21 protein-coding genes and 2 tRNA genes are annotated in these 26,380 nt (G+C 61.5%); 8 read left to right on the plus strand and 15 right to left on the minus strand.

What is annotated here, in order from left to right; translation table 11 throughout:
* Positions 1 to 20: 20 nt before the first annotated feature.
* The gene (locus OF122_RS03885) at positions 21 to 1,430 is read left to right on the plus strand and encodes an outer membrane beta-barrel protein (RefSeq protein WP_264226520.1); all 1,410 of its coding nucleotides are present in this window, start codon (positions 21 to 23) and stop codon (positions 1,428 to 1,430) included.
* Here OF122_RS03885 and galU read toward each other — a convergent pair.
* A complete protein-coding gene (galU, locus tag OF122_RS03890; protein ID WP_264226521.1) occupies positions 1,414 to 2,310 on the minus strand; it encodes a UTP--glucose-1-phosphate uridylyltransferase GalU in 897 nt (298 codons plus the stop codon). The two genes, OF122_RS03885 and galU, sit on opposite strands and share 17 nt — an antisense overlap.
* 123 nt (positions 2,311 to 2,433) lie before the next feature.
* Here galU and galE point away from each other — a divergent pair, with 123 nt between their 5' ends.
* The 3 genes from galE to OF122_RS03905 are packed head-to-tail and all read left to right on the plus strand — an operon-like array spanning position 2,434 to position 5,841.
* Positions 2,434 to 3,432, plus strand: coding sequence for a UDP-glucose 4-epimerase GalE (gene galE, locus OF122_RS03895; protein WP_264226522.1), 999 nt, complete (start codon positions 2,434 to 2,436; stop codon positions 3,430 to 3,432).
* Positions 3,384 to 4,628: a lytic murein transglycosylase gene (locus tag OF122_RS03900; protein WP_264226523.1), complete on the plus strand. Its 1,245-nt coding sequence runs from the start codon at positions 3,384 to 3,386 to the stop codon at positions 4,626 to 4,628. Before galE ends, OF122_RS03900 begins: the two co-directional genes overlap by 49 nt.
* 49 nt (positions 4,629 to 4,677) lie before the next feature.
* Entirely contained in the window at positions 4,678 to 5,841 is a 1,164-nt protein-coding gene (locus OF122_RS03905) for an SGNH/GDSL hydrolase family protein (protein ID WP_264226524.1), read from the plus strand.
* A gap of 54 nt (positions 5,842 to 5,895) precedes the next feature.
* Here OF122_RS03905 and OF122_RS03910 read toward each other — a convergent pair whose 3' ends face one another.
* From OF122_RS03910 to OF122_RS03920, 3 genes are all read right to left on the minus strand, one after another.
* Positions 5,896 to 7,320, minus strand: a complete 1,425-nt coding sequence (locus OF122_RS03910; protein ID WP_264226525.1) for a glutamate synthase subunit beta — start codon at positions 7,318 to 7,320, stop codon at positions 5,896 to 5,898.
* A gap of 11 nt (positions 7,321 to 7,331) precedes the next feature.
* A complete protein-coding gene (gene gltB / locus OF122_RS03915) occupies positions 7,332 to 12,044 on the minus strand; it encodes a glutamate synthase large subunit (protein WP_408636301.1) in 4,713 nt (1,570 codons plus the stop codon).
* A gap of 486 nt (positions 12,045 to 12,530) precedes the next feature.
* On the minus strand, positions 12,531 to 12,983 hold the full coding sequence (locus OF122_RS03920; RefSeq protein WP_264226526.1) for an Hsp20 family protein: 453 nt from the start codon (positions 12,981 to 12,983) through the stop codon (positions 12,531 to 12,533).
* Positions 12,984 to 13,342: 359 nt separating this feature from the next.
* Between OF122_RS03920 and OF122_RS03925 the strand changes: the two genes are divergently transcribed.
* Positions 13,343 to 14,311: an alpha/beta fold hydrolase gene (locus OF122_RS03925; protein WP_264226527.1), complete on the plus strand. Its 969-nt coding sequence runs from the start codon at positions 13,343 to 13,345 to the stop codon at positions 14,309 to 14,311.
* Between the two features lie 182 nt (positions 14,312 to 14,493).
* Here OF122_RS03925 and hisN read toward each other — a convergent pair whose 3' ends face one another.
* Positions 14,494 to 15,318, minus strand: a complete 825-nt coding sequence (hisN, locus tag OF122_RS03930) for a histidinol-phosphatase (protein ID WP_264226528.1) — start codon at positions 15,316 to 15,318, stop codon at positions 14,494 to 14,496.
* Positions 15,319 to 15,598: 280 nt separating this feature from the next.
* Entirely contained in the window at positions 15,599 to 16,516 is a 918-nt protein-coding gene (locus OF122_RS03935) for an N-formylglutamate amidohydrolase (RefSeq protein ID WP_264226529.1), read from the minus strand.
* A gap of 135 nt (positions 16,517 to 16,651) precedes the next feature.
* On the opposite strand from OF122_RS03935, the gene cpdR reads away from it, so the two are divergent.
* The 3 genes from cpdR (at position 16,652) to OF122_RS03950 (ending at position 17,543) form a co-directional block, all read left to right on the plus strand.
* Positions 16,652 to 17,023: a cell cycle two-component system response regulator CpdR gene (cpdR, locus tag OF122_RS03940; protein ID WP_014131860.1), complete on the plus strand. Its 372-nt coding sequence runs from the start codon at positions 16,652 to 16,654 to the stop codon at positions 17,021 to 17,023.
* 282 nt (positions 17,024 to 17,305) lie between these two features.
* Positions 17,306 to 17,380: transfer RNA gene (locus OF122_RS03945), tRNA-Val, on the plus strand.
* A gap of 88 nt (positions 17,381 to 17,468) precedes the next feature.
* Positions 17,469 to 17,543 (plus strand) — tRNA-Val (locus OF122_RS03950).
* A gap of 163 nt (positions 17,544 to 17,706) precedes the next feature.
* Here the strand turns inward: OF122_RS03950 and OF122_RS03955 are convergent.
* The 9 genes from OF122_RS03955 to OF122_RS03995 form a co-directional block, all read right to left on the minus strand.
* Positions 17,707 to 18,687, minus strand: a complete 981-nt coding sequence (locus tag OF122_RS03955) for a branched-chain amino acid ABC transporter permease (RefSeq protein WP_408636302.1) — start codon at positions 18,685 to 18,687, stop codon at positions 17,707 to 17,709.
* A complete protein-coding gene (locus tag OF122_RS03960; protein ID WP_264226530.1) occupies positions 18,688 to 19,575 on the minus strand; it encodes a branched-chain amino acid ABC transporter permease in 888 nt (295 codons plus the stop codon). It abuts the gene before it with no gap.
* Between the two features lie 170 nt (positions 19,576 to 19,745).
* A complete protein-coding gene (locus tag OF122_RS03965) occupies positions 19,746 to 20,942 on the minus strand; it encodes an ABC transporter substrate-binding protein (protein WP_408636303.1) in 1,197 nt (398 codons plus the stop codon).
* 60 nt (positions 20,943 to 21,002) lie between these two features.
* On the minus strand, positions 21,003 to 21,731 hold the full coding sequence (locus OF122_RS03970) for an ABC transporter ATP-binding protein (RefSeq protein WP_264226531.1): 729 nt from the start codon (positions 21,729 to 21,731) through the stop codon (positions 21,003 to 21,005).
* Entirely contained in the window at positions 21,724 to 22,482 is a 759-nt protein-coding gene (locus OF122_RS03975; RefSeq protein WP_264226532.1) for an ABC transporter ATP-binding protein, read from the minus strand. Before OF122_RS03975 ends, OF122_RS03970 begins: the two co-directional genes overlap by 8 nt.
* Positions 22,479 to 23,264 (minus strand): 3-hydroxybutyrate dehydrogenase, encoded by a 786-nt coding sequence (locus OF122_RS03980; RefSeq protein ID WP_264227600.1) that lies wholly within the window; start codon positions 23,262 to 23,264, stop codon positions 22,479 to 22,481. Before OF122_RS03980 ends, OF122_RS03975 begins: the two co-directional genes overlap by 4 nt.
* 200 nt (positions 23,265 to 23,464) lie before the next feature.
* Positions 23,465 to 24,877, minus strand: a complete 1,413-nt coding sequence (locus tag OF122_RS03985) for a sigma-54 interaction domain-containing protein (RefSeq protein WP_264226533.1) — start codon at positions 24,875 to 24,877, stop codon at positions 23,465 to 23,467.
* Between the two features lie 82 nt (positions 24,878 to 24,959).
* Complete coding sequence (locus OF122_RS03990) at positions 24,960 to 25,349, minus strand: GFA family protein (protein WP_264226534.1); 390 nt, start codon at positions 25,347 to 25,349, stop codon at positions 24,960 to 24,962.
* Between the two features lie 186 nt (positions 25,350 to 25,535).
* Positions 25,536 to 26,300, minus strand: a complete 765-nt coding sequence (locus OF122_RS03995; protein ID WP_264226535.1) for an SDR family oxidoreductase — start codon at positions 26,298 to 26,300, stop codon at positions 25,536 to 25,538.
* Positions 26,301 to 26,380: the final 80 nt, after the last annotated feature.

Raw genomic sequence — 26,380 nt, forward strand, 5'->3', positions numbered from 1 at the left:
TAACGGCCGGAATCGCGAAATTGGACTTCAGCGCCCGAAAACTTCTTGTCCTGTTGCTTGCGGGAACCGGTGCTTTGACCGGTGCCTCGATGGCGCTTGGGCAGGGGGATGGGTCTGGCACTGACAATCCCGACCTGTTGCGCGGATCGCTGGGCGTGGGGTGCCAGCCGGGAACGCTGTGCCAGTTTCCGGCCACCGACCTTGTGGTCCCGGTGGCCTTGCCCGCCGAACCGCTGCCGCTCATAGCTCCGCCACCCGTCACAACCGAGGCGCCGCCGGCTGCGCCTGCCGCTGAGCCTATGCCAGCGGCCATGACCGCCCCCGTTTCCACGGACACGGCCGATTGGGGAGAGCTTGGATATGGGGTTGCACTGCGGGGTGCTTATGTGCGCAGCGGGGCGACCGAGCGGTTCGAAATGCTGGCGATCCCTTCGGTTTCCTATTCCCGTTCAGGCGGGAGGACCGATCTGGCGTTGGACGCCTCGGCCACGCTGGTTGCGCCGCAATCGGACGATCCGCGCGTCGGTGCGACCAATGTATCGACCGACATCGTCCATCGTCTTTCTCCGTCTGCGGGGCTGGCATTCAATGCTGACCTCTCGCTGTCTCAGGATGCGCCGGATGGGTTGAGCACCGAAGAAGCCGACCTGGCCAGCGCGCCGGTGATCGTATCGGGCACTGCCGGGCTTGGTTACACGCACCGGTTCGGCAATTTCACGGTGACCGGCGCAGGCGAGATCGCACGCGACTGGGTTGGCGAGGCGGTGCAGATCGGTGGCACGGTGATCGACAACAGCCATGAAGCCTCAACGCGCTATGGTGGGGAGCTCAGGGTGGGGTATGAGCTGACGCCGGTTGTCGGCATATTCGGGCAGGGCCGTGCCGGGCGAACCGAGTTTGATGGTATCGATCCCGATCTCGGCGCCAGCCGTTCGGGCGATGATTTCGAGTTGCGCGGGGGCATCAGTGCAAACTGGTCCGACGTCTTGATCCTGGAGGCTTCGGTGGGGTCGGGCTGGCGGACGTTTGACACTGACGCCGTTCCGCAAGCCCAGACCTGGGTCTATGGCGCATCGATCGGCTATCGCCCGACAACGACCACCGAGTTTACAGCGAGCTTTGACACCGAACTGACGCCCGGACAGGGCGGTTCAGGCGCCAGCGCCACCTATGAGGTCGGACTTGACGCGCGCCACAGGGCCAATTCATGGCTGGCGCTGCGGGCGTCGGCGGGCGCGCAATGGGTAGTTCCCGAGGACGGATCTGCGACCAGCCGGAGCTATTCGGCCGGGCTGGGAGCCGATTTCACGCTCGGTCAGCACACAACCGCAACGCTCGATTATGACTACGGATTGCGCGAGGATCCCGCCGCGGCGGTTGCCAGCCGCGACGAGCACCGGATCAGCGGTGGTGTCAGTCTTCAATACTGATCGGGGTATCGCCGGTCAGCTTCTTGAGTTCGCTCAAGAACGCGTCGGCAATATCGGGTCGGTCAAGCGCGAAGGCGACGTTGGCGGTCAAAAAGCCGATCTTGGAGCCGCAATCGAAAACCTGTCCGTCATATTTGACGCCGATAAAGGGCTGGCGGTCCATAAGGTAATGCATGGCATCGGTAATCTGGATTTCACCGCCGGTGCCGACGGTCTGCTCGCCCAGAAGCGCAAAGATTTCCGGCTGCAGGATATAGCGGCCCGAAATGATGAGGTTTGATGGCGCATCCTCGGGCTTGGGCTTTTCGACCATGCCGGTGATGGCGAATCCGCTGTCGGGGCCTTCGCCACGGGCCACAACGCCATAGGAGGAGACGTCTTCGGGTGCGCATTCTTCTACGGCGATGATGTTGCCGCCCGTTTCTTCGTAGGTGTCCATCATCTGCTTGAGGACGCCGGGCGAGGATTTGAAGATCATGTCGGGCAACAAGAGGGCGAAGGGTTCGCGCCCGACGATGTCACGGGCGCACCATACGGCATGGCCGAGGCCGAGCGGTTCCTGCTGGCGGGTGAAGCTGGACTGACCGGCCTTGGGCAGATCGCGGCGGAGCTGCTCGAGCGCAGCGGTTTTGCCGCGCGCCTCGAGCGTTGCCTCGAGCTCGAACTGGCGGTCGAAATGGTCCTCGATGACGCCCTTGTTGCGGCCGGTAACGAAAACGAAGTGCTCGATACCCGCTTCGCGGGCTTCGTCGACGGCATACTGGATGACCGGCTTGTCGACGACCGTCAGCATCTCCTTGGGCATGGCTTTGGTGGCGGGAAGAAACCTTGTTCCAAGGCCGGCGACAGGAAAGACGGCTGTACGGACTCTCTGGACCACTTCATACTCCCTTGCGATTGCTTTGACATAAACTAAGACAGTTTCAATGTCTTAATGCAAGATTGTGGTGACAGTTGCATGCCAGCAATGCATGCGAGGGCACAAGCGAGTTTAAGGACGATCATGGCTATACTGGTCACGGGCGGCGCGGGATATATCGGGTCGCATATGGTGCTGCATCTCGCGGATGCGGGCGAGAAAGTTATCGTGCTCGACAATCTGACCACGGGGTTTCCCTGGCTTGTCGACCATCGGGTGAAGCTCGTCGAAGGCAATGTGGCCGATGCCAATCTGGTATCCAAGATCATTGCCGAACATGGGATCGAGGCGATCATTCATTTCGCCGGTTCGATCGTCGTGCCGGAATCGGTGGAAAATCCGCTCAAATATTACCAGAACAACACAGCCAATACGCGCGATCTTATCGCTGCTGCGGTGGCTGGCGGGGTCAAGCATTTCATCTTTTCGTCGACCGCGGCGGTCTATGGCATGGTGGGGCTGGAGCCTGTGGCCGAGGACGCGATCCTCTCGCCGGTCTCGCCCTATGGGCGATCGAAACTGATGAGTGAATGGATGCTGGCCGATGTGGCGGGAGCGCATCCGATCACCTATGGGGTCCTGCGCTATTTCAACGTGGCGGGCGCCGATCCGCAAATGCGCTCCGGGCAATCGACGGCCGGTGCCACCCATCTCATCAAGGTTGCGGTGCAGACAGCGCTGGGACATCGCGAGAAGATGGCCGTGTTCGGGGATGATTACCCAACGCCTGATGGAACCTGCGTGCGCGATTATATCCATGTCTCCGATCTTGTCGCTGCACACGGGCTGTTGCTCGGCCATCTGCGCGGCGGCGGGGAAAGCATCACCGTCAATTGCGGCTATGGGCGCGGCTTTTCGGTCGACGAGGTGATCTCGACCGTCAAATCGGTCACGGGCATCGACTTCCCCGTCGAACACGGGCCGCGCCGGCCGGGCGATCCGGCGTCCATCGTGGCGGGGGCCGACAGGATCAAGGCGCTGGGCTGGGTGCCCAGGCATGACGACCTCGCCGGAATCGTGGAGATGGCCTACAAATGGGAAAAATATCTCGATACCCGCAACGACCGACCCTCCATTCTCTGATTGGAGCGGTTTTAGTCTGGTTGTGTCTGGCTGGCTCAGCACTGGCGCAGCCCGTCGAAAGCTTTGACGCGTTCAAAGACAGGATGGAAGCGGTTGCGGTTGCCAATGGCATAGACCGTGACTTCTATCGTGCGGTTATGGGGCCGGTTGCGCCCGACCCTTCGATCCCGTCTCTGATCTCGGGGCAGCCCGAATTTGTGACGCCCGTCTGGGAGTATCTCGATGCCAGGATCGGATCGGAGCGAATTGCGCGCGGGCGGGCGGCAGTTGCGGCCAATGGAGGATTGCTGAACAGTGTCGGGCAGCGCTACGGGGTCGATCCATACGTGCTGGCGGCGATCTGGGGGATGGAGTCCGATTATGGAGCGGTGCTGTCCAATCGCTCGCTGATCAAGCCGATCATTCCTTCTCTGGCGACGCTTGCCCATCAGCGACGCGGGCGGGTGGCCGAAGACGAGGCGGAACTGATCGCCGCGCTGCGGATTGCGCGGGCGCGAGGATCGGCACAGGGACTGGTTGGCTCTTGGGCCGGTGCAGTGGGGCATCTCCAGATCATTCCCACAGCCTATCTCCAATACGGCCAGGATGGGGATGGAGATGGCGTTGTGGACCCCCATACCTCGCTAGCCGACGCACTGGCCTCCTCGGCCAATTATCTGCGCGGCTTGGGTTATCGCCCCGGCCTCGATTGGGGCTTTGAAGTCGAGCTGCCCGAGGGTTTCGACTATCTGCTGGCCGACCGGGAAACTTTCCGACCCATAAGCTTTTTTGCCGAGCGCGGCGTGGCGCGGGTGGCCGGGCGGCAGTTTTCCGACCTCGGAATCGAGGTGTTTCTCTATGTCCCGGCGGGGGCCGATGGGCCGAAATTTCTGATGACGCGCAATTATCTGGTGTTCAAGGGGTACAATTTTTCCGATTCCTACGCCATGGCGGTAGCGCATCTGACTGACAGGCTTAAGGGTGGCGGACCGTTCGTGACCGCGTGGCCACGCAGTGCGCAGTTTCCCGGTCGCCAGCAGCGGATTGAAATCCAAACGATGCTGGCGCAATTGGGGTACTATGCGGGTGCGATCGACGGCAATATCGGACCGGTGACGCAGGCGGCCTATGCAAGGTTTCAGGCAAATACCGGATTGGTGGCTGATGGGTTCGTGACGCTGGATGCGCATCGAGTGCTGGTCAATGCCGTTCAATAGTTAGGTGGCGGCGCTTTGAGGGCGCTCCGAATTGGACTAGAAATCCATCATGATCGTGTGGCGCGCAATCGTTGTATTTTTGGTGAGTGTCTTGCTGGCGCTGCCGGTGGGTAGCGCCATGGCGCAGGAGCGCAGCACGCGTACGTTGTTTGAGGTGCTCTTCGGGTCTGGCAACGAGCAGCAGCAGAGCCAGCCGGAACAGCCGGTGACATCCCAGCCTCAATCTCGTCCGCAGGCGCAACCGGCGCCGCGTACACAGCAGGCCGAGCCGCCTGCGCCGACAGGGGCTGAAAAATCGGATAATGCGCGGCGAGTGGCCGTATTCGGGGACTCGCTGGCCGTCGATCTGGCGCGCGCGCTCGAGCGGCTCTATGCGGACAATCCCGAAATCGTGGTTCGGGAACGGGCTGTTGGGTCTTCGGGCTTTGTGCGTGACGACTTTTACGATTGGAACGCGGCGATAGAGGACGAGCTCATTGCCGACAGCTTCGATGTGGCGGTGGTCGCGATCGGGATCAATGACCGTCAGGCGCTCAACGGGGCCGAGGCACTGTCCGACCCCTGGCGCAACGCGTACCGGGACCGGATCGATGCGTTTCTCGCCGATATAAACGCCGCCGGGAAACAGGCCATCTGGCTTGAACTGCCGCCAATGCAGCAGCCCAGCTATGGTGCGGCAATGGCCCAGATTTCCTCCATCCACAAAGCCGCTGTCAATGCAGCTGGAGCGGCGTGGGTCGAGACCTATGACCGCTATCTGGGCGAGGATGGCAGCTACAGCGCCAATGGACCGGACCTGAACGGCAATATTGTTGATATGCGCAAGGGTGACGGCATCCATTTTTCCGCGGCCGGGGCCGACAAGCTGGCCTTTTACATCGACCGGGCCATGGGTTCGACCAGCGGTGGCCGGATCAGTCTTTCGGGCAGTACATCTGAGGTTGCCGATTTTCTTGCCGGCACCGATGCGGCCGGGATGATCCGACCGCCCTATCAGGGGCTCGAGCAGATGCGGTTGCTCGAGATGGCGAGTTTCGTCCAGGATCTGGGCGGTGCGGCGCAAAGGGCAAACGATCTCATTTTTGCCGGTCAAACAACCGCTGGCACGCGCAGTTTTGCGCTCGAAGACATGCTCGATGCGCCCGCCGGACGGGTGGATGCATTTGGGCTGGGCAAGGCCGCGGTCGAAATCGAAAACCCGCGCGGGCGATAAAGAAAAAGCCCCGGAGGCTGTCCGGGGCTTTTTTTTAGATTCAAATCAAACCGGTCAGCGCGGCAGCGCCGTTTCACCCATCAAATCGAGATCGATGGCGCGGGCTGCTTGGCGGCCCTCGCGGATGGCCCAGACGACCAGCGACTGACCGCGGCGCATGTCCCCGGCGGCGTAAACGCCATCCACCGTGGTCTTGTAGCTGAAGGTATCGGCAAACAGATTGCCGCGCTTGTCGAGCCTGGCGCCAAGCTGTTCGAGCATGCCTTCATGGACCGGGTGGGCAAAGCCGATGGCCATCAGCACCAGTTCGGCAGGCAGGATGAAATCGCTGCCCTCGATCGGCTGGCGATCGGTGCCGACGCGGGCGCATTTGACGCCCGAGACGTGGCCACGCTCGTCGGAGACGATCTCGACGGTTCCGGCCTGGAACTCACGATTGGCGCCTTCAGCCTGCGAGGAAGAGGTGCGCATCTTGACGGCCCAGTTGGGCCACGAGGTGAGCTTGTCTTCCTTTTCGGGCGGACGCGGGCGGATATCGAGCTGGGTCACCGAGACGGCACCCTGGCGAAAGGCGGTGCCTACGCAGTCCGATGCGGTATCGCCGCCACCGATCACCACTACGTTCTTGCCGGCGGCAAGAATGGGTTCGTCTGTCACCGGCTCTCCGCCATTGCGGCGGTTCTGCTGGACGAGATAGGGCATGGCGTAGTGGACGCCGGCAAATTCGGTGCCCTCGCATCCGGGATGGCGCGGAAATTCCGAACCGCCGCACAGAAGCACTGCGTCATGGCCAGCTTGAAGCTCGGCGAAGGGGCGGCTGATGCCAATATGTTCGCCGAAGTGGAAGATCACGCCTTCGGCTTCCATCTGGGCCTGACGGAAATCGATATGGCCCTTTTCCATCTTGAAATCGGGGATGCCATAGCGCAGCAAGCCGCCGGGCTTTGGCTCACGCTCGTAAACGTGAACCTCGTGGCCGACGCGGGCAAGCTGTTGCGCTGCGGCGAGACCGGCCGGGCCAGCACCGACGACGGCGATTTTCTTGCCGGTCTTCTTGTCGGCGATCTGGGGGCGGACCCAACCGCCCTTGATGGCCTTGTCGGCAATGGCCTGTTCCACGGTCTTGATGGCGACGGGCACGTCCTCGAGGTTCAATGTACACGCTTCCTCGCACGGCGCGGGGCAGATGCGGCCGGTGAACTCGGGGAAGTTGTTGGTCGAATGGAGGTTGCGCGAGGCCTCCTCCCAATCGTCCTGATAAACGAGATCGTTCCAGTCCGGAATCTGGTTGTGCACGGGGCAGCCCGTATCGCCATGGCAATAGGGGATGCCGCAATCCATGCAGCGCGCGGCCTGGTTCCTCACTTCCGGCTCGGTGAGCGGAATTGTGAACTCGCGATGGTGCCGAACGCGGTCCGAGGCGGGCTCGTAGCGCTGTTCCTGGCGATCTATTTCAAGAAAGCCTGTTACTTTGCCCATTGGCTTTCTCCTTATTCTGCTGCTGTGGGGCGCGAGCGGCCCGTGCGCAAATCTTCCATTTCCTGCATGGCGCGGCGGTATTCGACCGGCATGACCTTGACGAATTTGGGACGGTATTGATCCCAATTGTCGAGGATCAGCTTGGCGCGCGACGAGCCTGTGTAATGGAGGTGATTGGAAATGAGCTGGAACAGGCGTTCGTCGTCATGCTTGGTCATGTCGCCCGAAACGTCAACGCGGCCGTGCCATTCGAGATCCCCACCATGGTGGTGGATCTTGCGCATGAGCTCTTCTTCTTCGGACACCGGTTCGAGGTCGACCATGGCGAGGTTGCAGCGCGAGCGGAAGGTTTCTTCCTCGTCAAGCACATAGGCGACGCCGCCCGACATGCCGGCGGCGAAGTTGCGGCCGGTTTTGCCGATGACGACGACGACACCGCCGGTCATGTATTCGCAGCCATGATCGCCAGTGCCTTCGACGACCGCGATGGCGCCCGAATTGCGCACGGCGAAACGTTCGCCGGCCACGCCGCGGAAGTAGCACTCGCCGGCAATAGCGCCATAGAGCACGGTATTGCCCACGATCATCGACTCCTCTGGGACGATCTGCGATTTCTCGGACGGGCGGATAACGATGCGACCGCCCGACAGGCCCTTGCCGACATAGTCGTTCGCATCGCCGACGAGATCGAAGCTGATACCCTTGGCGAGGAACGCGCCAAAGCTCTGGCCAGCCGTGCCCCGGAAGGTAACCGAGATGGTGTCATCAGCCAGCCCCTTGTGGCCGTGCGCCTTGGCGACCTCTCCCGAAAGCATGGCGCCGGCCGAACGGTTGAGCGAGCGGATCGGCATTTCGAACTGGGTAGGCTCTTTGGTGTCGATGGCGTTGCGGGCCCTGGCGATCAGTTCGCGGTCGAGAACGGCCTCGAGATGATGGTTCTGGAATTCGGTGTGACGGATCGAATCCCCGCCGACGGGGTCGGGCTTGTAAAACAGCTTTGCGAAATCGAGGCCCTTGGCCTTCCAGTGATTGTCGAGCCTTGTCTGGGCGAGCAGGTCGGAGCGGCCGATAACGTCATTGAGCGTTCTGGCGCCCATCTTGGCCAGCAGCTTACGCAGCTCCTCGGCAACAAAGAAGAAGTAGTTGATGACGTGCTCGGGCGTGCCCTTGAAGCGCTTGCGCAGCACTGGGTCCTGGGTGGCGATGCCGACCGGACAGGTGTTGAGGTGGCACTTGCGCATCATGATGCAACCCGCCGCGATCAGCGGTGCGGTGGCAAAGCCATATTCGTCAGCACCCAGTAGGGCACCGATCAGGACGTCACGGCCTGTGCGGAAGCCGCCATCGACCTGCAGCGCCACGCGCGAGCGAAGGCGGTTCAGGACAAGGGTCTGGTGGGTTTCGGCAAGCCCGATTTCCCAAGGCCCGCCCGCATGCTTGAGCGAGGTCAGCGGCGATGCGCCGGTGCCGCCGTCATAGCCGGAAATGGTGATGTGGTCGGCACGGGCCTTGGCGACGCCGGCAGCGACGGTCCCCACGCCCACTTCAGACACCAGCTTGACCGAAACATCCGCTTCTGGGTTGACGTTCTTGAGGTCGTAGATGAGCTGGGCCAAATCCTCGATCGAATAGATATCGTGGTGTGGCGGTGGCGAAATCAGAGCGACGCCCGGGGTCGAATGGCGCGTCTTGGCGATCACCCAATCGACCTTGTGGCCGGGGAGCTGACCGCCTTCGCCGGGCTTGGCGCCCTGGGCGACCTTGATCTGGAGCATATCGGCATTGACCAGATATTCGGTGGTGACGCCGAAGCGGCCCGAAGCGATCTGCTTGATGGCCGAGCGCTGGGGATTCATGGCGCCGTCGGGCAACGGCTTGAAGCGCTCGGGATCTTCCCCGCCTTCACCGGTGTTGGACTTGCCGCCGAGCTTGTTCATGGCTACCGCGAGCGTCGTGTGCGCTTCGCGCGAGATCGAGCCAAAGCTCATGGCGCCGGTGGCAAAGCGGCGCACGATGGCTTCGGCGGGTTCGACCTCGGAGAGGTCGATTGGCTCGCCCAAGGGCTTGATTTCAAACAGCGAACGGATCGAGAGATGCTCGGCGTTCTCGCCATTGGCCGCGCGGGCGAAAGCATCATAGCGTTCCTGGGCGCTTTCGGGCGTATCGCCCTTGAGCCGCACGGCATGCTGAAGATCGGCGATGGTATTGGGACCCCAGGCATGGGCTTCGCCGCGCATGCGATATGCGTATTCGCCGCCCACTTCGAGGCTCTTGCGCAGCACAGCATCGTCGGAGAAGGCGAGCGTGTGGCGACGCAGGGTTTCCTTGGCCACCTCGGGGAGGCCAACACCTTCAATTATCGTGGCGGTGCCAAAAAAGAAGCGCTTGACGAATTCGCTCGACAGACCGACCGCGTCGAAGATCTGCGCGCCGCAATAGGACTGGTAAGTGGAAATGCCCATCTTGGACATGATCTTCAATAGGCCCTTACCCACCGACTTGATGTAGCGATAGATCACTTCATCAGCGTCGACCTCGGCGGGGAACTCTCCCTCGGCATGGAGCGCTGCCAGGGCCTCGAAGGCCAGATAGGGGTTGATGGCCTCGGCACCATAACCGGCCAGAACCGCAAAGTGATGGACTTCACGCGCTTCGCCGGTTTCAACCACAAGGCCCGACGATGTGCGCAGGCCCTTGCGGATCAGATGATGGTGGACTGCAGCAGTCGCCAGCAGCGCGGGAATTGCGATGCGGTTGGCCGCGACCAGGCGATCGGACAAGATGATGATGTTGTACCCGTTCTGGACGGCGGATTCGGCCCGTTCACACAGGGCGTCGAGCGCCGCTTCCATGCCGGCTGTGCCCCTCGTGGCATCATAGGTGATGTCGAGGGTTGCGGTGTGGAACTGGTTATCGGCCATATCGCCGATGGCGCGGATCTTTTCGAGATCCTCGTTGGTCAGGATCGGCTGGCGCACTTCGAGACGCTTGGTGGTCGAAAGACCCTCAAGGTCGAAAAGGTTGGGACGCGGGCCGATAAAAGACACCAGACTCATTACCGATTCCTCGCGGATCGGATCGATGGGCGGGTTGGTGACCTGCGCAAAGTTCTGCTTGAAATAAGTATAGAGCAGCTTGGGCTTGTCCGAGAGCGCCGAGAGCGGCGTATCGGTGCCCATCGAGCCAACGGCTTCCTGACCCGTAGTCGCCATGGGAGCCATCAGGATCTTTATGTCTTCCTGGCTGTAGCCGAAGGCCTGCAAACGGTCGAGAAGGCTCTCGGTGGTCGCAGGGGCCTTGGGTTCGGCTTCAGGAAGGTCCTCGAGCACGATCTGGGTCTTGGCGAGCCATGCCGCGTAGGGGTTCTTGCCAGCCAGTGCCTTCTTGATCTCATCGTCGGAAACGATGCGGCCCTCTTCGAGATCGATGAACAGCATGCGGCCCGGCTGCAGGCGCCAGCGCTCAACCACATCCTCGTCGGGGATATCGAGGACGCCCGATTCCGAGGCGAGCACGACGTGGCCTTCCTTGGTCACAAGGTAGCGCGCCGGACGCAGGCCGTTGCGGTCGAGGGTGGCCACTACATAGCGCCCATCCGAGAGCGACATGGCGGCGGGACCGTCCCAGGGCTCCATGAGCGCTGCGTGGTATTCGTAAAAGGCGCGGCGCTCGTCATCCATCAGTGAATTGCCGGCCCAGGCTTCCGGGATCAGCATCATGGCGGCGTGGGGCAGGGAATAGCCGCCGCGCACGAGGAATTCGAGCGCGTTGTCGAAGCAGGCGGTATCGGACTGGCCCTCATAGGAGATCGGCCAGATCTTGGTGATGTCGTCGCCGAACTTGGGGGAAGCAACGGACGCTTGCCGCGCCGCCATCCAGTTGACGTTGCCGCGGATGGTGTTGATTTCCCCGTTGTGGATGGTCATCCGGTAGGGATGAGCCAGCTTCCAGGACGGGAAGGTGTTGGTCGAAAAGCGCTGGTGAACCAACGCGATGGCACTCTCGAAGGTCTCATCGTGCAGGTCGGGATAGAACTTGCCGAGCTGGTCGGCCAGGAACATGCCCTTATACACAATGGTGCGAGCCGACATCGAAACGATGTAAAAGCCGTTATCGCCCTGAACCTCGGGAATTTCGCCATAGAGCGTGTTGGAGATCACCTTGCGGGTGATCAGAAGCTTGCGCTCGAAGGCGTCGAGATCGTCGAGCCCTTCGGGGCGAGCAACAAACATCTGCTCGATGATCGGCTGGGTGGCGATGACGCCTTCGGACAGCGCTGAATTGTCGAACGGAACGACACGCTCGCCCAGGATTTCGAGACCTTCTGTGGCAATCGTCCTGCGGACCAGTTCGGCGCAGCGATCACGCAACCCGTCATTAGGGTAAAAGATCATGATCGGCGCGTAGTGACCGGCTGCGGGTAGATCGAAATCTGTAACCTTGTCGAAAAAGGCGTGCGGGATCTGGACGAGAATGCCCGCGCCGTCGCCCATGAGGGGGTCGGCGCCGACCGCGCCGCGGTGTTCGAGGTTCTCGAGGATTTCGAGGCCCTTCTGCACCACTTCGTGGCTCTTGACGTTCTTGATGTTGGCAATCATGCCGATGCCGCAGGCATCATGCTCATTGGCCGGATCGTACAGACCCTGAGCGGCATTGCGTTTGGTCGCAGTGGTGCCCGGAAGTGCCGCAGCCGCCTCGATCAAATGCTTGTCCATTTCGCCCATATCAGGTCCTCGCCAAAGTTAACGGAAGGTTGCCAATTCACCGTCCGTGCAGGTCGCTCGTTCGGGTCGTACAAGGATCAATGTACGGCTCGGGTGAGCAGACCGGTTTATTTACACTGGAGCGGCGCTGCATCCAAATGGCCGCTCAAACGAACCCTTCAATCGGGTTCCGCCGGGCCGCTCCTCCTTATGATGGGCGGGCCTTGACCGGCGACGCAGACCGGTCCGGGAGACGGTCGATGCTGCGATTTTCTGCCAGGAAACTCCTTAGCACAGTCTTTGTGTGAAGGATCGCCTGTCATTTGTCAATAATGGACAGCAATGCTGCCCTAAAATTCGCGCGACACTTGCAGATTTTTTGCACAGCGGCAAGTCCGACCCCGTGATTTTAGGATGGGCAGCCTAAAATGGCAAACGGGCGCCCAACCTAAGCTGGGCGCCCGTTCCAACGTTCGGAGGAGGAACGTTCAGAGAATCAAAGACCGTTTAGTTCACGGTCTTGTCTTCGATGGTCTGGGGTGCGCTGGCGATCTCGATCTGGCGCGGGCGCTTGGATTCGGGAAGCTCGCGCTTGAGATCGATGTGCAGCAGACCGTTTTCGAGCGAAGCGCCGGAGACCTCGACATGCTCGGCAAGCTGGAAGCGCAGCTCGAAGGCGCGTTCGGCAATGCCGCGATGGAGGAATTCGCGCTTGTCATCGGCGCCCGAAGCGCGGGAGCCCTTGACCTGCAGGCTGTTTTCCTTGGTCTCGATGGCGATGTCGCCCGACGAGAAGCCGGCGACCGCGATGGTTACGCGGTAGGTGTCCTCACCGGTGCGCTCGATATTGTAGGGCGGATAGGTTTTTGCATCTTCCGCCACCAGATTGTCGAGGCGGGAAAACAGGCGGTCGAACCCGACCGTCGAACGGTAAAAGGGTGAAAAATCAAGGCGTTGCATTTTCAGTGTTCTCCTGATTGTAGCAAGAACGTTGAGCATTGCTGCCGGAATGGGCTCCCATCTGAGGCGAGCGGTTTCCGGCGGCGTCCCCGGGCCATCCGGCGGACAGCATTAAGATAGGAATCGCGATTTTGCTGTTCAAGAGGCGGAAAAGTGCCGGGTGAATTGAATATGAACGGGCCGGTCAGCGAGCGGTCAGGCGGGGTGGGGTAGAAAGGCGCATGTGATGCCGGAAACGGTGTCATAACAAAGCGCAGGCGCCGTTCACCGCCCCCCGCAACGGCGTCTGCGCATTTTTGTTCTCTCGTTTACCAAGCCCGGCTATTGTCGCTGTGACGCCCAATAGACCCTCGGTGCACATGGACGCGACGCCCACTGGACATGAGTTTGTCCACCTCGAAACCAATCGGATCCCCAAAGGCGCCCGGTCGGGTTTTTTTTCGACCAGCGACAAAGTGCGGCTGCGCTATGGCATTTTCGCCCGGCATGGCGATGCGGCGCGCGGCACGATCGTTCTGGTGCAGGGGCGCACCGAGTTCATCGAGAAATATTTCGAGACCATAAGCGATTTCCAGAAGCGCGGATTTGCCGTCGCCACGTTCGACCTGCGCGGGCAGGGCGGGTCGGACCGGCTGATCGGCAACCGGCGCCATGGGCATGTGGAGAATTTCGACGACTATTGGACCGACCTTCACGATTTTCACAAAATGATCGTCCTGCCCGATTGCCCGCCGCCCTATTATCTGGTCGGGCATTCGACGGGGGGATTAATCGGGCTTTTAGCTGCGACCCGCGACCGGCTGATGTTTGACAGGGTGTTCTTGTCCTCGCCCATGGTCAGCCTGCCCGGGCTGCCCTTTTCACTCAAATGGTCGTCGCGGCTGGTCGATGCGGCACGGTTTTTGGGACTGTCCACGATGCCGGTGGGGCGGCGCGAGGACAGGGCGCAGACCGAAGCGGGGTTTGAGGGCAATCCGCTGACCTCGGACAGGGCGCGCTATATGCGCAGCGTGGAGATATTGAAGGCGCGACCCGATCTGGCCATCGGGCTTCCCACGCTGGGCTGGATCGGATCGTCGCTGGCCGCTATGCGCAGGGCCAATGGGGACGACTTTCCATCGCAGCTCAAGATCCCGGCGTTTATCTGCGCGGCGGCACTCGATACGGTTGTCGATACCAGCGCGACCGAAGCTCTGGGGCTGCGGCTGCGGGCCGGGCATCATGTGGTGATCGGTGGCGCGCGCCACGAGTTGTTCATGGAAGCGGACCCGATCCGCGAACAGGTTTTTGCGGCGTTTGATGCGTTCGTGACCGAGCAGGCGAGTTAGCCGGGGGCCACCGAGAGGTGGTTTGCGGCGCCAGCGCTTTTAGATGGACCCCGGGGTTGATCCGGAACCCGGTACGCTCGATGCCTGAGACTGAACCGCCAACTCTGCCGTTTACTGGGTCCCGGGTCTTCGTCCGGGATGACAGTGGGGGAAGGGGCGGCGGGACTTCCCGTTCCTGACGCTTATTGGTCGAGCATGGCGTCGCGCAGGACGCGCATTGCTTCTTCGTGCAGTTGTTCGGTTGCGGCGGCGATGCAGGTGCCGCCGCGTTCGGCGCGGCCGCCATCCCAGGTGGTGACGATGCCCCCCGCCGCCTCGATGATGGGGATCAAGGGGGCGATGTCGACGTCTTTGAGGCCTGCTTCAACGACCAGGTCGATATGGCCGGAGGCCAGAAGACAATAGGCGTAGCAATCGAGCCCGTAGCGGACCTGCAGGGCGCGGGCGCTCAACTGGGTCCATGCGGAAAGCTGAGGGCCACTGAACAAGCCAGGATCGGTGGTGCTGGTGCGGGCCTGCGACAGTTTTGTCACCGTGCTGACGGCCGTGGGGACCGGCTGGTCGTTGCGCGTGTGCTCGAGCCTGCCGCCGACCGCAAGCCAGCGCTCGCCGGTGTAGGGCTGTTCCATGAGCCCGGCGATGGCCCTGCCCTCATGGGTCAGGCCGATCAGCGTGCCCCAGACGGGAACGCCCGAGATAAAGGCCCGCGTGCCGTCGATGGGATCGATGATCCAGTTGAACCGCGTTGCCGTGTCCTTTGTGTCCCACTCTTCCCCTATGATGCCGTGATCGGGAAAGCGGGCGGCGATCACCTCCCGGATCCGCATTTCGGCCTCCCGGTCGGCCTCGGTGACCGGATCGAAGCCGGACGAAAACTTGTTATCCACAGCAAGTTGGGTTCTGAACCGGCCCAAAGTCGAGGCTCTCGCGGCATTTGCACCGGCGATCAGGGTTTCGGCGATGGTCTGATCGGTCAGGCCGGTTGGTGACGAAATTGTCATGGACATCCAAAATCTTGCGGGAAAACGAGTGTAATCGGTTGCAAATCGGCTTCCTTAACAGGGGGTTTACAGAAGTGATTCCTTTTTGCAACAGCGCATGCCGATTGCATACATCATCCCTTTGGCGGACTTGCGCTTCGGTGAAATAAGGTTCAAACACGATATTGCATGATGGATTGGTGGTTCTTTCGGCTCTTGCCGTTTCTTTTGGACCGCCAATGTTTCCTCCCTTGACTTGGGCCGCCCAGAGCGGCCCACTCTTTTCCTTCCCCAAGAGATTTCGTGTTTATTCGGCGGCCAGTTGCGTGCGCGCCAGCGAGACCGCGTCGAACCGCACGAGCGTTGCCAGCAGGGTTTCGGCAAGCTTTTGCATGACCGAAAACCCCTGATGCTTCTGCAAGGTCAATTCGTGCATGTAGAGGTGGCGGGAAAATTCGATCTGTATGGCATGAATGCCATATTGAGGCCGGCCATAGGCGCGGGTGGTGTGCCCGCCGGCGTAAGGGCGGTTGCGGGCGACGTTCAATCCGGCACCGGCGAACACCGCTTCCACCGTATCGATGAGAACCGGGGCGCAGGTGGTGCCGTAGCGGTCGCCCAGCACCACGTCGGGCGCCGTGCGGTCATTGCCCCGGTTGAGCCGCGGCATGGAATGGCAGTCGATGAGCACGGCGACACCGAAATGGCCAAGCGTTTCGCTCAAAAGGGTCTGCAGGGTCTTGTGGTAGGGCTTGTAGATGCCCTCGATGCGCATGAGCGCGTCTTCGAGCGCCAGGCGCTCACGATAGATGGGGCGGTTTTCCGAAACGATGCGGGCAATGGTGCCCAGGCCCGCCGCGATGCGCGGCGAAGTGGTGTTGAAATGGTCGGGCAGGGGATCGCGGAACATTTTGGGATCGAGCTCATAGGGCTCGCGATTCACATCGAGATAGGCGCGGGGGAAATTGGCGCGCAGCATCGGCAGGCCCATATGGGGGGCGCGCCCGAAAATCTCGTCGACCCAGGCGTCTTCGGACTGGCGAATGGCCATCTCGTTGAGCCGGGAGAGTTTTAAAAACCGCGCCGGATAATCACGGCCCGAATGAGAAGAATTGACGATGATGGGGGCAACCTGGCGCCGCGGGCGGATGGTTTCAAAGGCAGGTCTGTCGGAATAGTCTGATTGCACACCCAACCCCTTGATGGCGCGGTCGTTGAAATCCAAGTTTGCAACGTGGAAGCGCACTTGTCCACAAAAGGGAGATGGGATGAGGCGATTGTGACTGTTGCATGGGCCCTCGCTTTCGTAAAACATGCGAATCAAACCAGTTGCGGCTGGGACAAGAGACTGGGACCTTTCATGAGCCAATCGCTGAACCGGATTTTGCTGGCCGAAGACGACGCCGACATGCGCCGGTTTTTGACACGGGCACTCAAGAATGCCGGCTATGACGTGGTGGCGTTCGACAATGGCAAATCGGCCTATGAGCGGCTGCGCGAAGAGCCCTTTACGCTGCTTTTGAGCGATATCGTGATGCCGGAAATGGACGGGATCGAACTGGCGCGGCGCGCCACCGAACTCGATCCGGATCTGAAAGTGATGTTCATCACCGGTTTTGCCGCCGTGGCGCTCAACCCCGACAGCGAAGCCCCCAAGGGGGCCTCGGTGCTTTCCAAGCCCTTCCACCTGCGGGAGCTGGTGGGGGAAGTGGAGCGGCTTTTGGCTGCTTAGGTTGTGCGGATAGTTGGGTGATGGTGGCCTGCAAATCGCAGCCTTTTGCGCTTCCGGTGCTCACGTACCCGAAAGTACGCTCCGCTCCGGTTCTCAAAGGCCGCCATTTTCGGCTCACCCTGACCCAACTCTCCACACAACCTTGAGCCATCCAGCCTTCGCAAGCGACGTGCGTCACAAGAGCTTCAAATAACGGCAAAAGCCTATTGACCACGACCGGCGTTTTGTGGTGTATCCGCCCTGCGCTTCGCCATTGGCGGGACGCGAATTTAAAGAAAGAGTGGGCGTATAGCTCAGCGGGAGAGCACTACGTTGACATCGTAGGGGTCACTGGTTCAATCCCAGTTACGCCCACCATTCTTTCTCCCCGGCCCGGCCGGGACTGCCTTGCAAACAAGGCGATTTTTATGGGCACCGTCGCAGTTTTCCGATGGATATGCCGAGCGGGTGTATAGCTCAGCGGGAGAGCACTGCCTTCACACGGCAGGGGTCACTGGTTCAATCCCAGTTACACCCACCATTTTCCAACAGGATCAGCGCACTTTTCGCTTAGGCTGAATCGACACCTATGCGCTTTTGGCCGGCGCCGCGCTGGATTCCGGGAATAAATCCCGGAATGACAGGGTGGTGTGTCTGGTGGCGAGTACTCAAATGGGTCGCCGTCAATCGAGCGGACCGGTTTGCTACATGGGTTTTTTGAGCCATTTGCCGAGGACGCCCACGATGCCCTCGCGGAACATCAGAACGGCGATGACGAAGATCGTGCCCTGCAGCACGGTGACCCAGGCGCCGAAGCTGGCGAAATAGTTCTGCATGGTCACGATGATCGCGGCGCCCATTATGGGGCCGAAGACCGTGTGCATGCCGCCCAGCAGCGCCATCAGCACCACTTCGCCCGACATGGACCAGTGAACGTCGGTCAGCGAGGCGAGTTGGAACACCAGCGCCTTGGTGGCGCCTGCGGCACCGGCCAGGGTAGCCGAGAGCACGAAGACGGCCAGCTTGTAGCGATTGACGTGGTACCCCAGCGAGCGGGCGCGGGGCTCGTTTTCGCGTATGGCCTTGAGGACCTGGCCGAAGGGCGAATGGATGATGCGGTAAATGAGCAGCAGGCCGCCAAAGGCGATGAACAGGACGAAGAAATAGAACGCGGTGTCGTTCGAAATATCGAAAAGCCCGAACAGCATGTTGCGCGGCACGGCCTGGATGCCGTCCTCGCCGCCGGTAAAGGGTGCCTGCAGGGCGAAGAAATAGACCATCTGGGCAAAGGCCAGCGTCACCATGGCGAAATAGATGCCCTGGCGGCGGATGGCCAGCGCGCCGATCACCAGCCCCAAAAGGGCGGCTGAGCCGGTGCCGAGCAGAATGGAGATTTCGGGCGTGAAGCCCCAGACCTTGGCGGCGTGCGCCGAGACGTAGGCCGCGCCGCCGAAATAGGCGGCATGGCCGAACGAGAGCAGGCCGCCATAGCCAAGCAACAGATTGAAGGCGCAGGCAAACAGCGCAAAGCACAGGACCTTCATCAGAAAGACCGGATAGAGAAAGAGCGGTGCGAGGACAAGGAACACCAGAAGGCCGGCAAAGATCACTATGTGATGGCGCGGGACGCCCATGGTGCGGCCCTGGGCGCGCGGTGTCGGTTCAGCCAGAGTCTGATCGCTCATTTATACGGTCCTTCCGAACAGACCAGCGGGTTTGACCAAAAGCACGATGGCCATGATGACGAAGATGACGACGGCGGAGCCTTCGGGATAAAACACCCGGGTCAGCCCTTCGACGATCCCAAGGCCGAACCCGGTGAGGATGGCCCCGAGGATCGAGCCCATGCCGCCGATCACCACGACGGCGAACACCACGATGATCAGATCGGCGCCCATATTGGGATTGACCGAATAGATCGGGGCGGCAAGGACGCCGGCGAGCGCCGCCAGACCTACGCCGAACCCGTAGGTCAGCGTGATGAGACGCGGCACGTTGATGCCGAAGGCGCCCACCATTGTGGGGTTTTCGGTGGCGGCGCGCAGATAGGCGCCCAGCGGGGTCTTTTCGATCAAAAACCAGGTGCCAAAGCACACAACGACCGAGGCAACGACCACCCAGGCGCGGTAATTGGGCAGGAACATGAAGCCAAGATTGGTGCCCCCCTGCAATTGGGAGGGAATGGTATAGGCCAGGCCCGACACGCCATACTGATTGCGGAACAGGCCCTGGATGATCAGCGCCAGACCGAAGGTCAACAGAAGGCCGTAAAGATGGTCGAGATGATAAAGCCTCGAGATCATCAACCGCTCGATCACGATGCCTGTCGCGCCGACAATGACCGGGACGAGCAGCAGGGCCCACCAATAGGGAATCCCGGCATAGGTGAGCAGCATCCAGGCCACGAACGCACCCATCATGTATTGGGCGCCGTGGGTGAAATTGATGATGTTGAGCAGACCGAAGATCACCGCCAGCCCGAGGCTGAGCAGGGCGTAGAACGATCCGTTGATCAGCCCGAGCAGCAATTGCCCGAACAGGGCGGCAGCCGGAATGCCGAAGATCTCGAACATGGCGTTTGGCTTTCAAAGGCGCTTGAAAAGTTTTTGCTCTGTCGCGTTACCGAACCGGATAACCGGTACCCATCCCCGATCGGGTCGAGGACATGCTTATCCTGGGAACGCTCCAATGGGACGCGCCGGGGAGGAAACCGGCGCATCCCGATTTGTGTCAGCGGTGGAAATTAATCCACCAGCTCGCAGCCGCCCTGGTCGAGCGGGCGGAAGGCGTTTTCGGCCGGGATCGTGTAGCCGAGTTCATAATAATCCCACGGGCCTTCGGACTGGTCGGGCGATTTGACCCGGAACAGGTACATGTCGTGGATCTTGCGGCCGTCGGCGCGGACTTCACCTTCGCCGAACAGCGGATCGGATGTCGGCATGGCCTTCATCGCTTCCATGACGGGGCCGGCCTCTACGCTCTGGGTTTCCTCGATGGCCTTGAGATAGTGCAGCACGCCCGCATAGACGCCGGCATGGACCATTGTGGGCATGTCGCCATCGTTCTGCTCGGCGAAACGCTGCGACCATTCGCGGGTGCCGTCGTTGAGATCCCAGTAAAAGCTTTCGGTGAGAACGAGGCCCTGGGCGGTTTCGAGGCCGAGCGCGTGCACGTCGGTGATGAACATCAGAAGCGCCGCCAGCGACTGGCCGGACTGGGTGATGCCGAATTCGGAGGCCTGCTTGATGGCGTTGATGGTGTCACCGCCCGCATTGGCGAGACCGATCACCTCGGCCCCCGAGGACTGAGCCTGAAGCAGGTAGGAGGAGAAATCCTGGCCGGGGAAGGGGTGGCGCACCGTGCCCAGCACTTCGCCGCCGGCCGCTTCGACGACTGCGGCGGTGTCGGTTTCAAGCGCGTGGCCGAAGGCGTAATCGGCGGTGAGGAAGAACCAGCTGTCGGCGCCGGTTTCCACCATTGCCGAGCCGGTGCCGTTGGCGAGCGCCCAGGTGTCGTAGGTCCAGTGGATCGTGTTGGGCGAGCATTGCGAGCCCGTCAGGTCCGCCGAGCCGGCGCCGGAATTGATGAAGATCCGGTCTTTCTCGCGGGTGATTTCATTGACGGCGAGGGCGGCCGATGAGGTGGGAACGTCGAAAATGGCGTGGACGCCCTCTTCATCATACCACTGGCGGGCGATATTGGATGCCACGTCGGGCTTGTTCTGGTGGTCGGCCGAGATGATTTCGACATTGATGCCCTTGTCGGCAGCCATGAAGTCCTCGACGGCCATCTGGGCGGCGATCACCGAGCCTTCGCCGGAAAGATCGGCGTAGATGCCCGAGCGATCGTTGAGGACGCCGATCTTGACGTCGATCGCATAGGCCGAACCGGCCATGGCACTGGCCATGGCGAGAGCCAGGATTGGGGTTGAGATTTTCAATTTGCTATCCTCCCTTGGTGAACGTGGCCGGACGCTTGTCTGGAGCGCTCCGGAGTGGTGTCACACGCCCAGATAGGCGTGCAGTTTTTCGGTGTTGGCGCCGAGCTCGGCATTGGGGATCATGTCGATCACCCGGCCCTGCTCGACGACGTAGTGGCGGTCTGCCACCGAGGCGGCGAAGTGAAAGTTCTGCTCCACCAGAACGATCGTGTAACCTTCCGATTTGAGCCGCGAGATGGTGCGGCCGATCTGCTGGACGATGACCGGGGCAAGCCCTTCGGTGGGTTCATCGAGCAGCAGCATCTTGGCGCCGGTGCGCAGGATGCGGGCAATGGCCAGCATCTGCTGCTCGCCGCCCGAAAGCTTGGTGCCCTGGCTGTTGAGGCGTTCCTTGAGATTGGGGAACATCTCGAAAATCGTATCGAGCGCCATGCCGCCGGGTTTGACGACCGGGGGCAGCATCAGGTTTTCATCGACCGAGAGGGACGAGAAAATGGCCCGTTCCTCGGGGCAGAGCGCGATGCCCGCCTTGGCGATGGCGCGCGAGGGGGCGCCGATCAGCTCGCGGCCCTCAAACTGCACCGAGCCCTTGCGTTTGGCGAGGATGCCCATAATGGCCTTGAGCGTTGTGGTCTTGCCGGCGCCGTTGCGGCCAAGCAGCGTTACGACCTCACCGGGCGCCACGTCGAACTCTATGCCGTGCAGCACGTGGCTTTCCCCGTACCAGCCTTCAAGATCCCGGACGGCCAGAAGCGGTGCGGATGCGCTGAGCGGTTGGGCGCTACTCATGGCCAACTCCGATATAGGCTTCAATGACCCGCTCATCGCTGGAAACGGTCGCGTAATCGCCCTCCGCGAGCACCTGACCACGGGCGAGGACCGTTATGGTGTCGGACAGGTCGGCGACGACCGACAGGTTGTGCTCGACCATCAGCGTGGTGCGGTTGGCGGAAATGCGTTTGATCAGGGCGGAGATGCGCTCGACATCCTGCTGGGCCATGCCGGCCATGGGTTCGTCCAGCAGGAGCATCTTGGGTTCGAGAGCGAGGGTCGTGGCAATCTCGAGGGCCCGCTTGCGGCCATAGGAAAGCTCGTCGGCAGTCACCTCGGCAAAGCCGCTCAAGCCCACCTCATCGATCCGGTGGCGGGCTTCCTCGTCGAAACGGTTGAGCACGGTCTGGCTGCGCCAGAAATCGAAACTGTCGCCGCGCCGGCGCTGGAGGGCGACGCGGACATTTTCAAGGACAGTGAGCTTGGGAAACACCGCCGATATCTGAAACGAGCGCACCATGCCCATCCGCGCGATGTCGGAGGACTGCATGGTGGTGATATCGGCGCCATCGAAGATGATCGAGCCGGCGGTGGGCTGGAGAAATTTGGTCAGCAGATTAAAGCAGGTGGTCTTGCCCGCGCCATTGGGGCCGATCAGCGCGTGAATCGAGCCGCGCCTGACATTGAGGTCGACGTTCTTGACGGCAAAGAAGCCGGCAAACTGCTTGGTCATGCCTTTGGCCTGAAGGATTATGTCCTGCCCGCTCATTTGGCCGTCCATCCTCCATCAATTGAAATTGCCGCGCCGGTGATCGAGCGGGCGATGTCCGAGCTGAGATAGAGCGCCAGTTCGGCGATTTCCTCGGGCTGGACGAATTGCCGTGTAGGCTGAGGCGCAAGCATGACTTTGCGTATCACATCACTCTCGCTCATCTTGTGAACGCGCGCCTGATCGGCGACCTGGGTGGCAACCAGCGGGGTCCAGACATAACCGGGACAGATGGCGTTCGCGGTAACGCCATATTCGGCCGCTTCGAGCGCGACGGTTTTGGTCAGCCCGACGACGGCGTGCTTGGTCGCGACATAGGCCGATTTATAGGGGGAGGCGCGCAGGCCGTGCGCCGAAGCAATGTTTATGATCCGGCCCCAGCGATTGGCCTTCATGGCCGGGATGGCGGCGCGGATCGTATGGAAAGCGCTGTCGAGGCTGATGGCGATGACCCGCTCCCACTCATCGGGCGGAAACTCCTCGATGGCGGCGACGCGCTGGATGCCGGCGTTGTTGACCAGAATGTCGATGGGGCCGAACCGCTCGATCACCCGGTTGGCGAGGTCCTGGCTCTGGGCCTTGTCGGCAAGGTCGGCATGTTCGTAATGAGGGGCGATGACAGCCTGTGCGCTCAGGGTGGACATGATCTCGCGGGCCGCGGCGTCATTTTCGAGGCCGTGAACCACGACCTGACACCCCGCCTCGATAAACCGCCGGGCGATGGCATAACCGATTCCGCTGGTCGCGCCGGTAATCAGCACGGTTTTTCCCGCAACGCCAATTGTCACGCTGTCTCCACCCTTTGTTGCCGCGCGTTTTCGATCTTTTTCGCGCTTGTTGGAGACAGTGTTTCAAGATGCGTGCCAAGTCGGGTCTGGGCGTGGAAAGAGGCGGATTTGCTCGGCTTTCTCCGACTGCCCATTCGCTGGAGTGAGCCGGGTGTCCAGAAATCCGGACGGGTCGGTTCGGAAAACCGGACAAATCAGTTGCTCAGATCGTAGCGTTTGAGCTTTTCGTAGAACTGGCTGCGGGAAACGCCGAGCAGTTGGGCGGCCCGCGTGCGGCTGCCATCGGCCCGGCGCAGGGCATCGAGAATGGCTTCGCGCTCGGCCCGGGCCCGGGCATGGGCAAGATCGGCACCGGTGGTGGCGCTGGAGGATTGTCCGGCCTTGCGGCGCGGCATGGCCCTTGCGATCACGGCTTCGTCCAGCGTCTCATCGGGGGCGATGGCCGCCGCGCGCTCAAGCACGTTGCGCAGCTCGCGCACATTGCCCGGCCAATCATAATGCGAGAGCAGGGCGATCGCTTCTGGCTCGATGATCCAGCCGCGCATATCGGGGGACCGGGGGATGTCTTCGAGCAGGCGCTCGCAGATTATGGCGATGTCGCCGAGCCGGTCACGCAGCGGCGGTACGTTTATGGTCAGGACCGCGATGCGGTAATAGAGATCGGCCCGGAAGGTCCTGGCTTCCATGAGCGTTTCAAGATCCTGGGAGGTGGCGGCAATGATGCGCACGTCGATCTTTTTGAGGGCGTTGGAGCCGAGCGCCTCGATTTCGCCTTCCTGGAGCACGCGCAGGAATTTGGCCTGGATGGAGAGTGGCATGTCGCCGATCTCGTCGAGAAACAGCGTGCCGCCATGGGCAAGCTCGAACTTTCCGGGCCGGGGCTTTTTTTCCGCGCCGGTATAAGCGCCGGGCGAGACGCCGAAAAATTCCGATTCGAGCAGGGCCTCGGGGATGGCGGCCATGTTGACGGCGACGAAGGGGCCCTCGGCCCGGTCCGATGCCTGATGGATGGCGTGAGCCAGCAACTCCTTGCCGGTGCCGGTTTCCCCCAGAATGAGGGCGGGGCCATCGCGCAGGGCAAAGCGGCGGATCTGGGATTTGAGTTCGGTCACCACCTCGCTGACGCCCACGAAATTGGACAGTGAATATTTGGTCTGGCGCTCGCGGCTCAAGGCGGCCTGGGCGCGCGAGAGCTGCTTTTGCAGCGTTTCGACCTTCTTGAGAATCGGTTGGAGGTAATCGACGTTGTCGTAAAACACAAAGCCGATGGCACCCTGCACGCTCCCGTCCTCATCCTTGAGGGGGATGCGGCAGACGACGAGCTGGCGGTCGCCGATCTGCATGATGTCGAGCAGGTTGGGGCGGCCGGTTTCAACGACCTTGCGCAATTGCGAATTGGGCAGGATGTCTTCGACGGGCAGACCGAGGGGCTCGAAATCGTCGGCCATTTTCAAAAGCCGGCGGTAGCGGCCATCGAGCCAGGTGATCCGGGCCTGGCTGTCCACCATGATGGCGCCCTCGAAATATTCGCGCAAAAGATTGAAGGCGCCCATTGCCTCCTTGACGAGGGCGGGCGGTGTCATGCCGACTGGATCACGCTGGGCCATCTGGTCCTCCTGGCCGTGAGCCTATGCGCGCAATCGCGCGCCCGCAACCGGGACGCTGAGCGTTTGGAGGCGTGGCCGGCACTTATTCCTGGCGGCTGTCGGTGTCGCGGTCGCGTTGGTAATGTCGGGCGAGCGGGAATGGCGGCAGCCAGGACTCGCGGCGGATCGTCCAGCTTTCGTAGGTGGGCACCAGCTGGTCGGGGGCATCGAGGACGCCCAGATGCACTTCGATTTCGTCGCCGGTGCTGGCAAAGACCGACGAGCCGCAGCGGGGGCAGAAGAACCGCCCCGCATAGTCGCGGGTTTCCCCTTTGATGGTGACGGCATTCTGTGGGAAAATCGCGGCGGCATAAAAGAGCGCGCCGTGATGCTTGCGGCAATCGAGACAATGGCAGATGCCGACCCTGTGCGGGCGCCCCGATGCCGTGACCGAGACGTCACCGCACAGGCAACCACCGGTAAAACGCTCCATTCTGGCTCTCCCAAAGGCTTGTATGTCGAGGACATGCATATCCCGGAATTGGGTTAGGCTAATCGACATTGAGGCATTTGTGGTGTGCTCTGTACTGGATTCCGGGAATAGATCCCGGAATGACAGGCTGGGGGTGAGGCGGCGGCATCTCCAAATTCGGGCGCCATGGTAGAGTGTCGGCTGGTCCTAGACCGAAATGGTGAGGCCGCCATCGACATAGAGCGTGTGGCCGTTGACAAAGCTGGCCGCATCCGAGGCGAGGAAGATGGCGGCGCCCTTGAGTTCGTCGAGATTGCCCCAGCGGCCGGCCGGAGTGCGGGCCTCGAGCCAGGCGGTGAATTGTTCGTCTTCGATCAGGGCCTTGTTGAGCGGGGTCTTGAAATAGCCTGGCGCGATGGCGTTGACCTGCAGGCCCTTTGCGGCCCAATCGGTTGCCATGCCGCGGGTGAGATTGCGCACGGCGCCTTTGGCGGCCGTATAGGGGGCGACCGAGGCACGGGCCAGTTCCGACATCGCCGAGGCGATGTTGATGATCCTGCCATGGCCGCGGCCGAGCATGAACCGGGCGACGGACTGGGCGACGTAAAAAACCGAATTGAGGTTGGTTTTCATCAGCTCGTCCCATTTGTCGTGGGGGAAATCCTCGAGCGGAGCGCGGTGCTGCATGCCGGCATTGTTGATGAGGATGTCGATCGGGCCGATTTCGGCCTCGATCTTGGTGATGGCGGCCTGGACGGCGTCCGGGTCGGTGACGTCAAAGGGGGCGATCCGGGCCTCGTGGCCCTGGGCCTTGAGGGTCTGGGCGGCGGCCTGAAGCTTTTCAGGATTGCGGCCGTTGAGGATTACGCGGGCACCGTGTTGGGCGAGACCCTCGGCGAGGGCGAAGCCGATGCCCTGGGAGGAGCCGGTGACGAGGGCGGTTTTTCCGGTGAGATCGAAAAGGTTTGTCATGGGTGGGCTCCGGTGGTTGTGGGGCTATGGGAAAATCTTGGAAGGCCCCCTCACCCGGCTGGCTGCGCCATCCGACCTCT

Origin of the sequence: Pelagibacterium flavum, from assembly GCF_025854335.1 — a bacterium.
In the GTDB taxonomy this organism is placed as follows: domain Bacteria; phylum Pseudomonadota; class Alphaproteobacteria; order Rhizobiales; family Devosiaceae; genus Pelagibacterium; species Pelagibacterium flavum.

Coding starts and splice junctions, on each gene's coding strand:
- OF122_RS03970 (WP_264226531.1), bottom strand. CDS start 21,731: ATGAGTAGCGCCCAACCGCTCAGCGCATCCGCACCGCTTCTGGCCGTC.
- cpdR (WP_014131860.1), top strand. CDS start 16,652: ATGAGCCAATCGCTGAACCGGATTTTGCTGGCCGAAGACGACGCCGAC.
- OF122_RS03925 (WP_264226527.1), top strand. CDS start 13,343: ATGGACGCGACGCCCACTGGACATGAGTTTGTCCACCTCGAAACCAAT.
- gltB (WP_408636301.1), bottom strand. CDS start 12,044: ATGGGCGAAATGGACAAGCATTTGATCGAGGCGGCTGCGGCACTTCCG.
- OF122_RS03960 (WP_264226530.1), bottom strand. CDS start 19,575: ATGTTCGAGATCTTCGGCATTCCGGCTGCCGCCCTGTTCGGGCAATTG.
- OF122_RS03990 (WP_264226534.1), bottom strand. CDS start 25,349: ATGGAGCGTTTTACCGGTGGTTGCCTGTGCGGTGACGTCTCGGTCACG.
- OF122_RS03955 (WP_408636302.1), bottom strand. CDS start 18,687: ATGAGCGATCAGACTCTGGCTGAACCGACACCGCGCGCCCAGGGCCGC.
- OF122_RS03995 (WP_264226535.1), bottom strand. CDS start 26,300: ATGACAAACCTTTTCGATCTCACCGGAAAAACCGCCCTCGTCACCGGC.
- OF122_RS03900 (WP_264226523.1), top strand. CDS start 3,384: ATGGGAAAAATATCTCGATACCCGCAACGACCGACCCTCCATTCTCTG.
- galE (WP_264226522.1), top strand. CDS start 2,434: ATGGCTATACTGGTCACGGGCGGCGCGGGATATATCGGGTCGCATATG.
- OF122_RS03985 (WP_264226533.1), bottom strand. CDS start 24,877: ATGGCCCAGCGTGATCCAGTCGGCATGACACCGCCCGCCCTCGTCAAG.
- hisN (WP_264226528.1), bottom strand. CDS start 15,318: ATGTCCATGACAATTTCGTCACCAACCGGCCTGACCGATCAGACCATC.
- OF122_RS03905 (WP_264226524.1), top strand. CDS start 4,678: ATGATCGTGTGGCGCGCAATCGTTGTATTTTTGGTGAGTGTCTTGCTG.
- OF122_RS03910 (WP_264226525.1), bottom strand. CDS start 7,320: ATGGGCAAAGTAACAGGCTTTCTTGAAATAGATCGCCAGGAACAGCGC.
- OF122_RS03920 (WP_264226526.1), bottom strand. CDS start 12,983: ATGCAACGCCTTGATTTTTCACCCTTTTACCGTTCGACGGTCGGGTTC.
- OF122_RS03975 (WP_264226532.1), bottom strand. CDS start 22,482: ATGAGCGGGCAGGACATAATCCTTCAGGCCAAAGGCATGACCAAGCAG.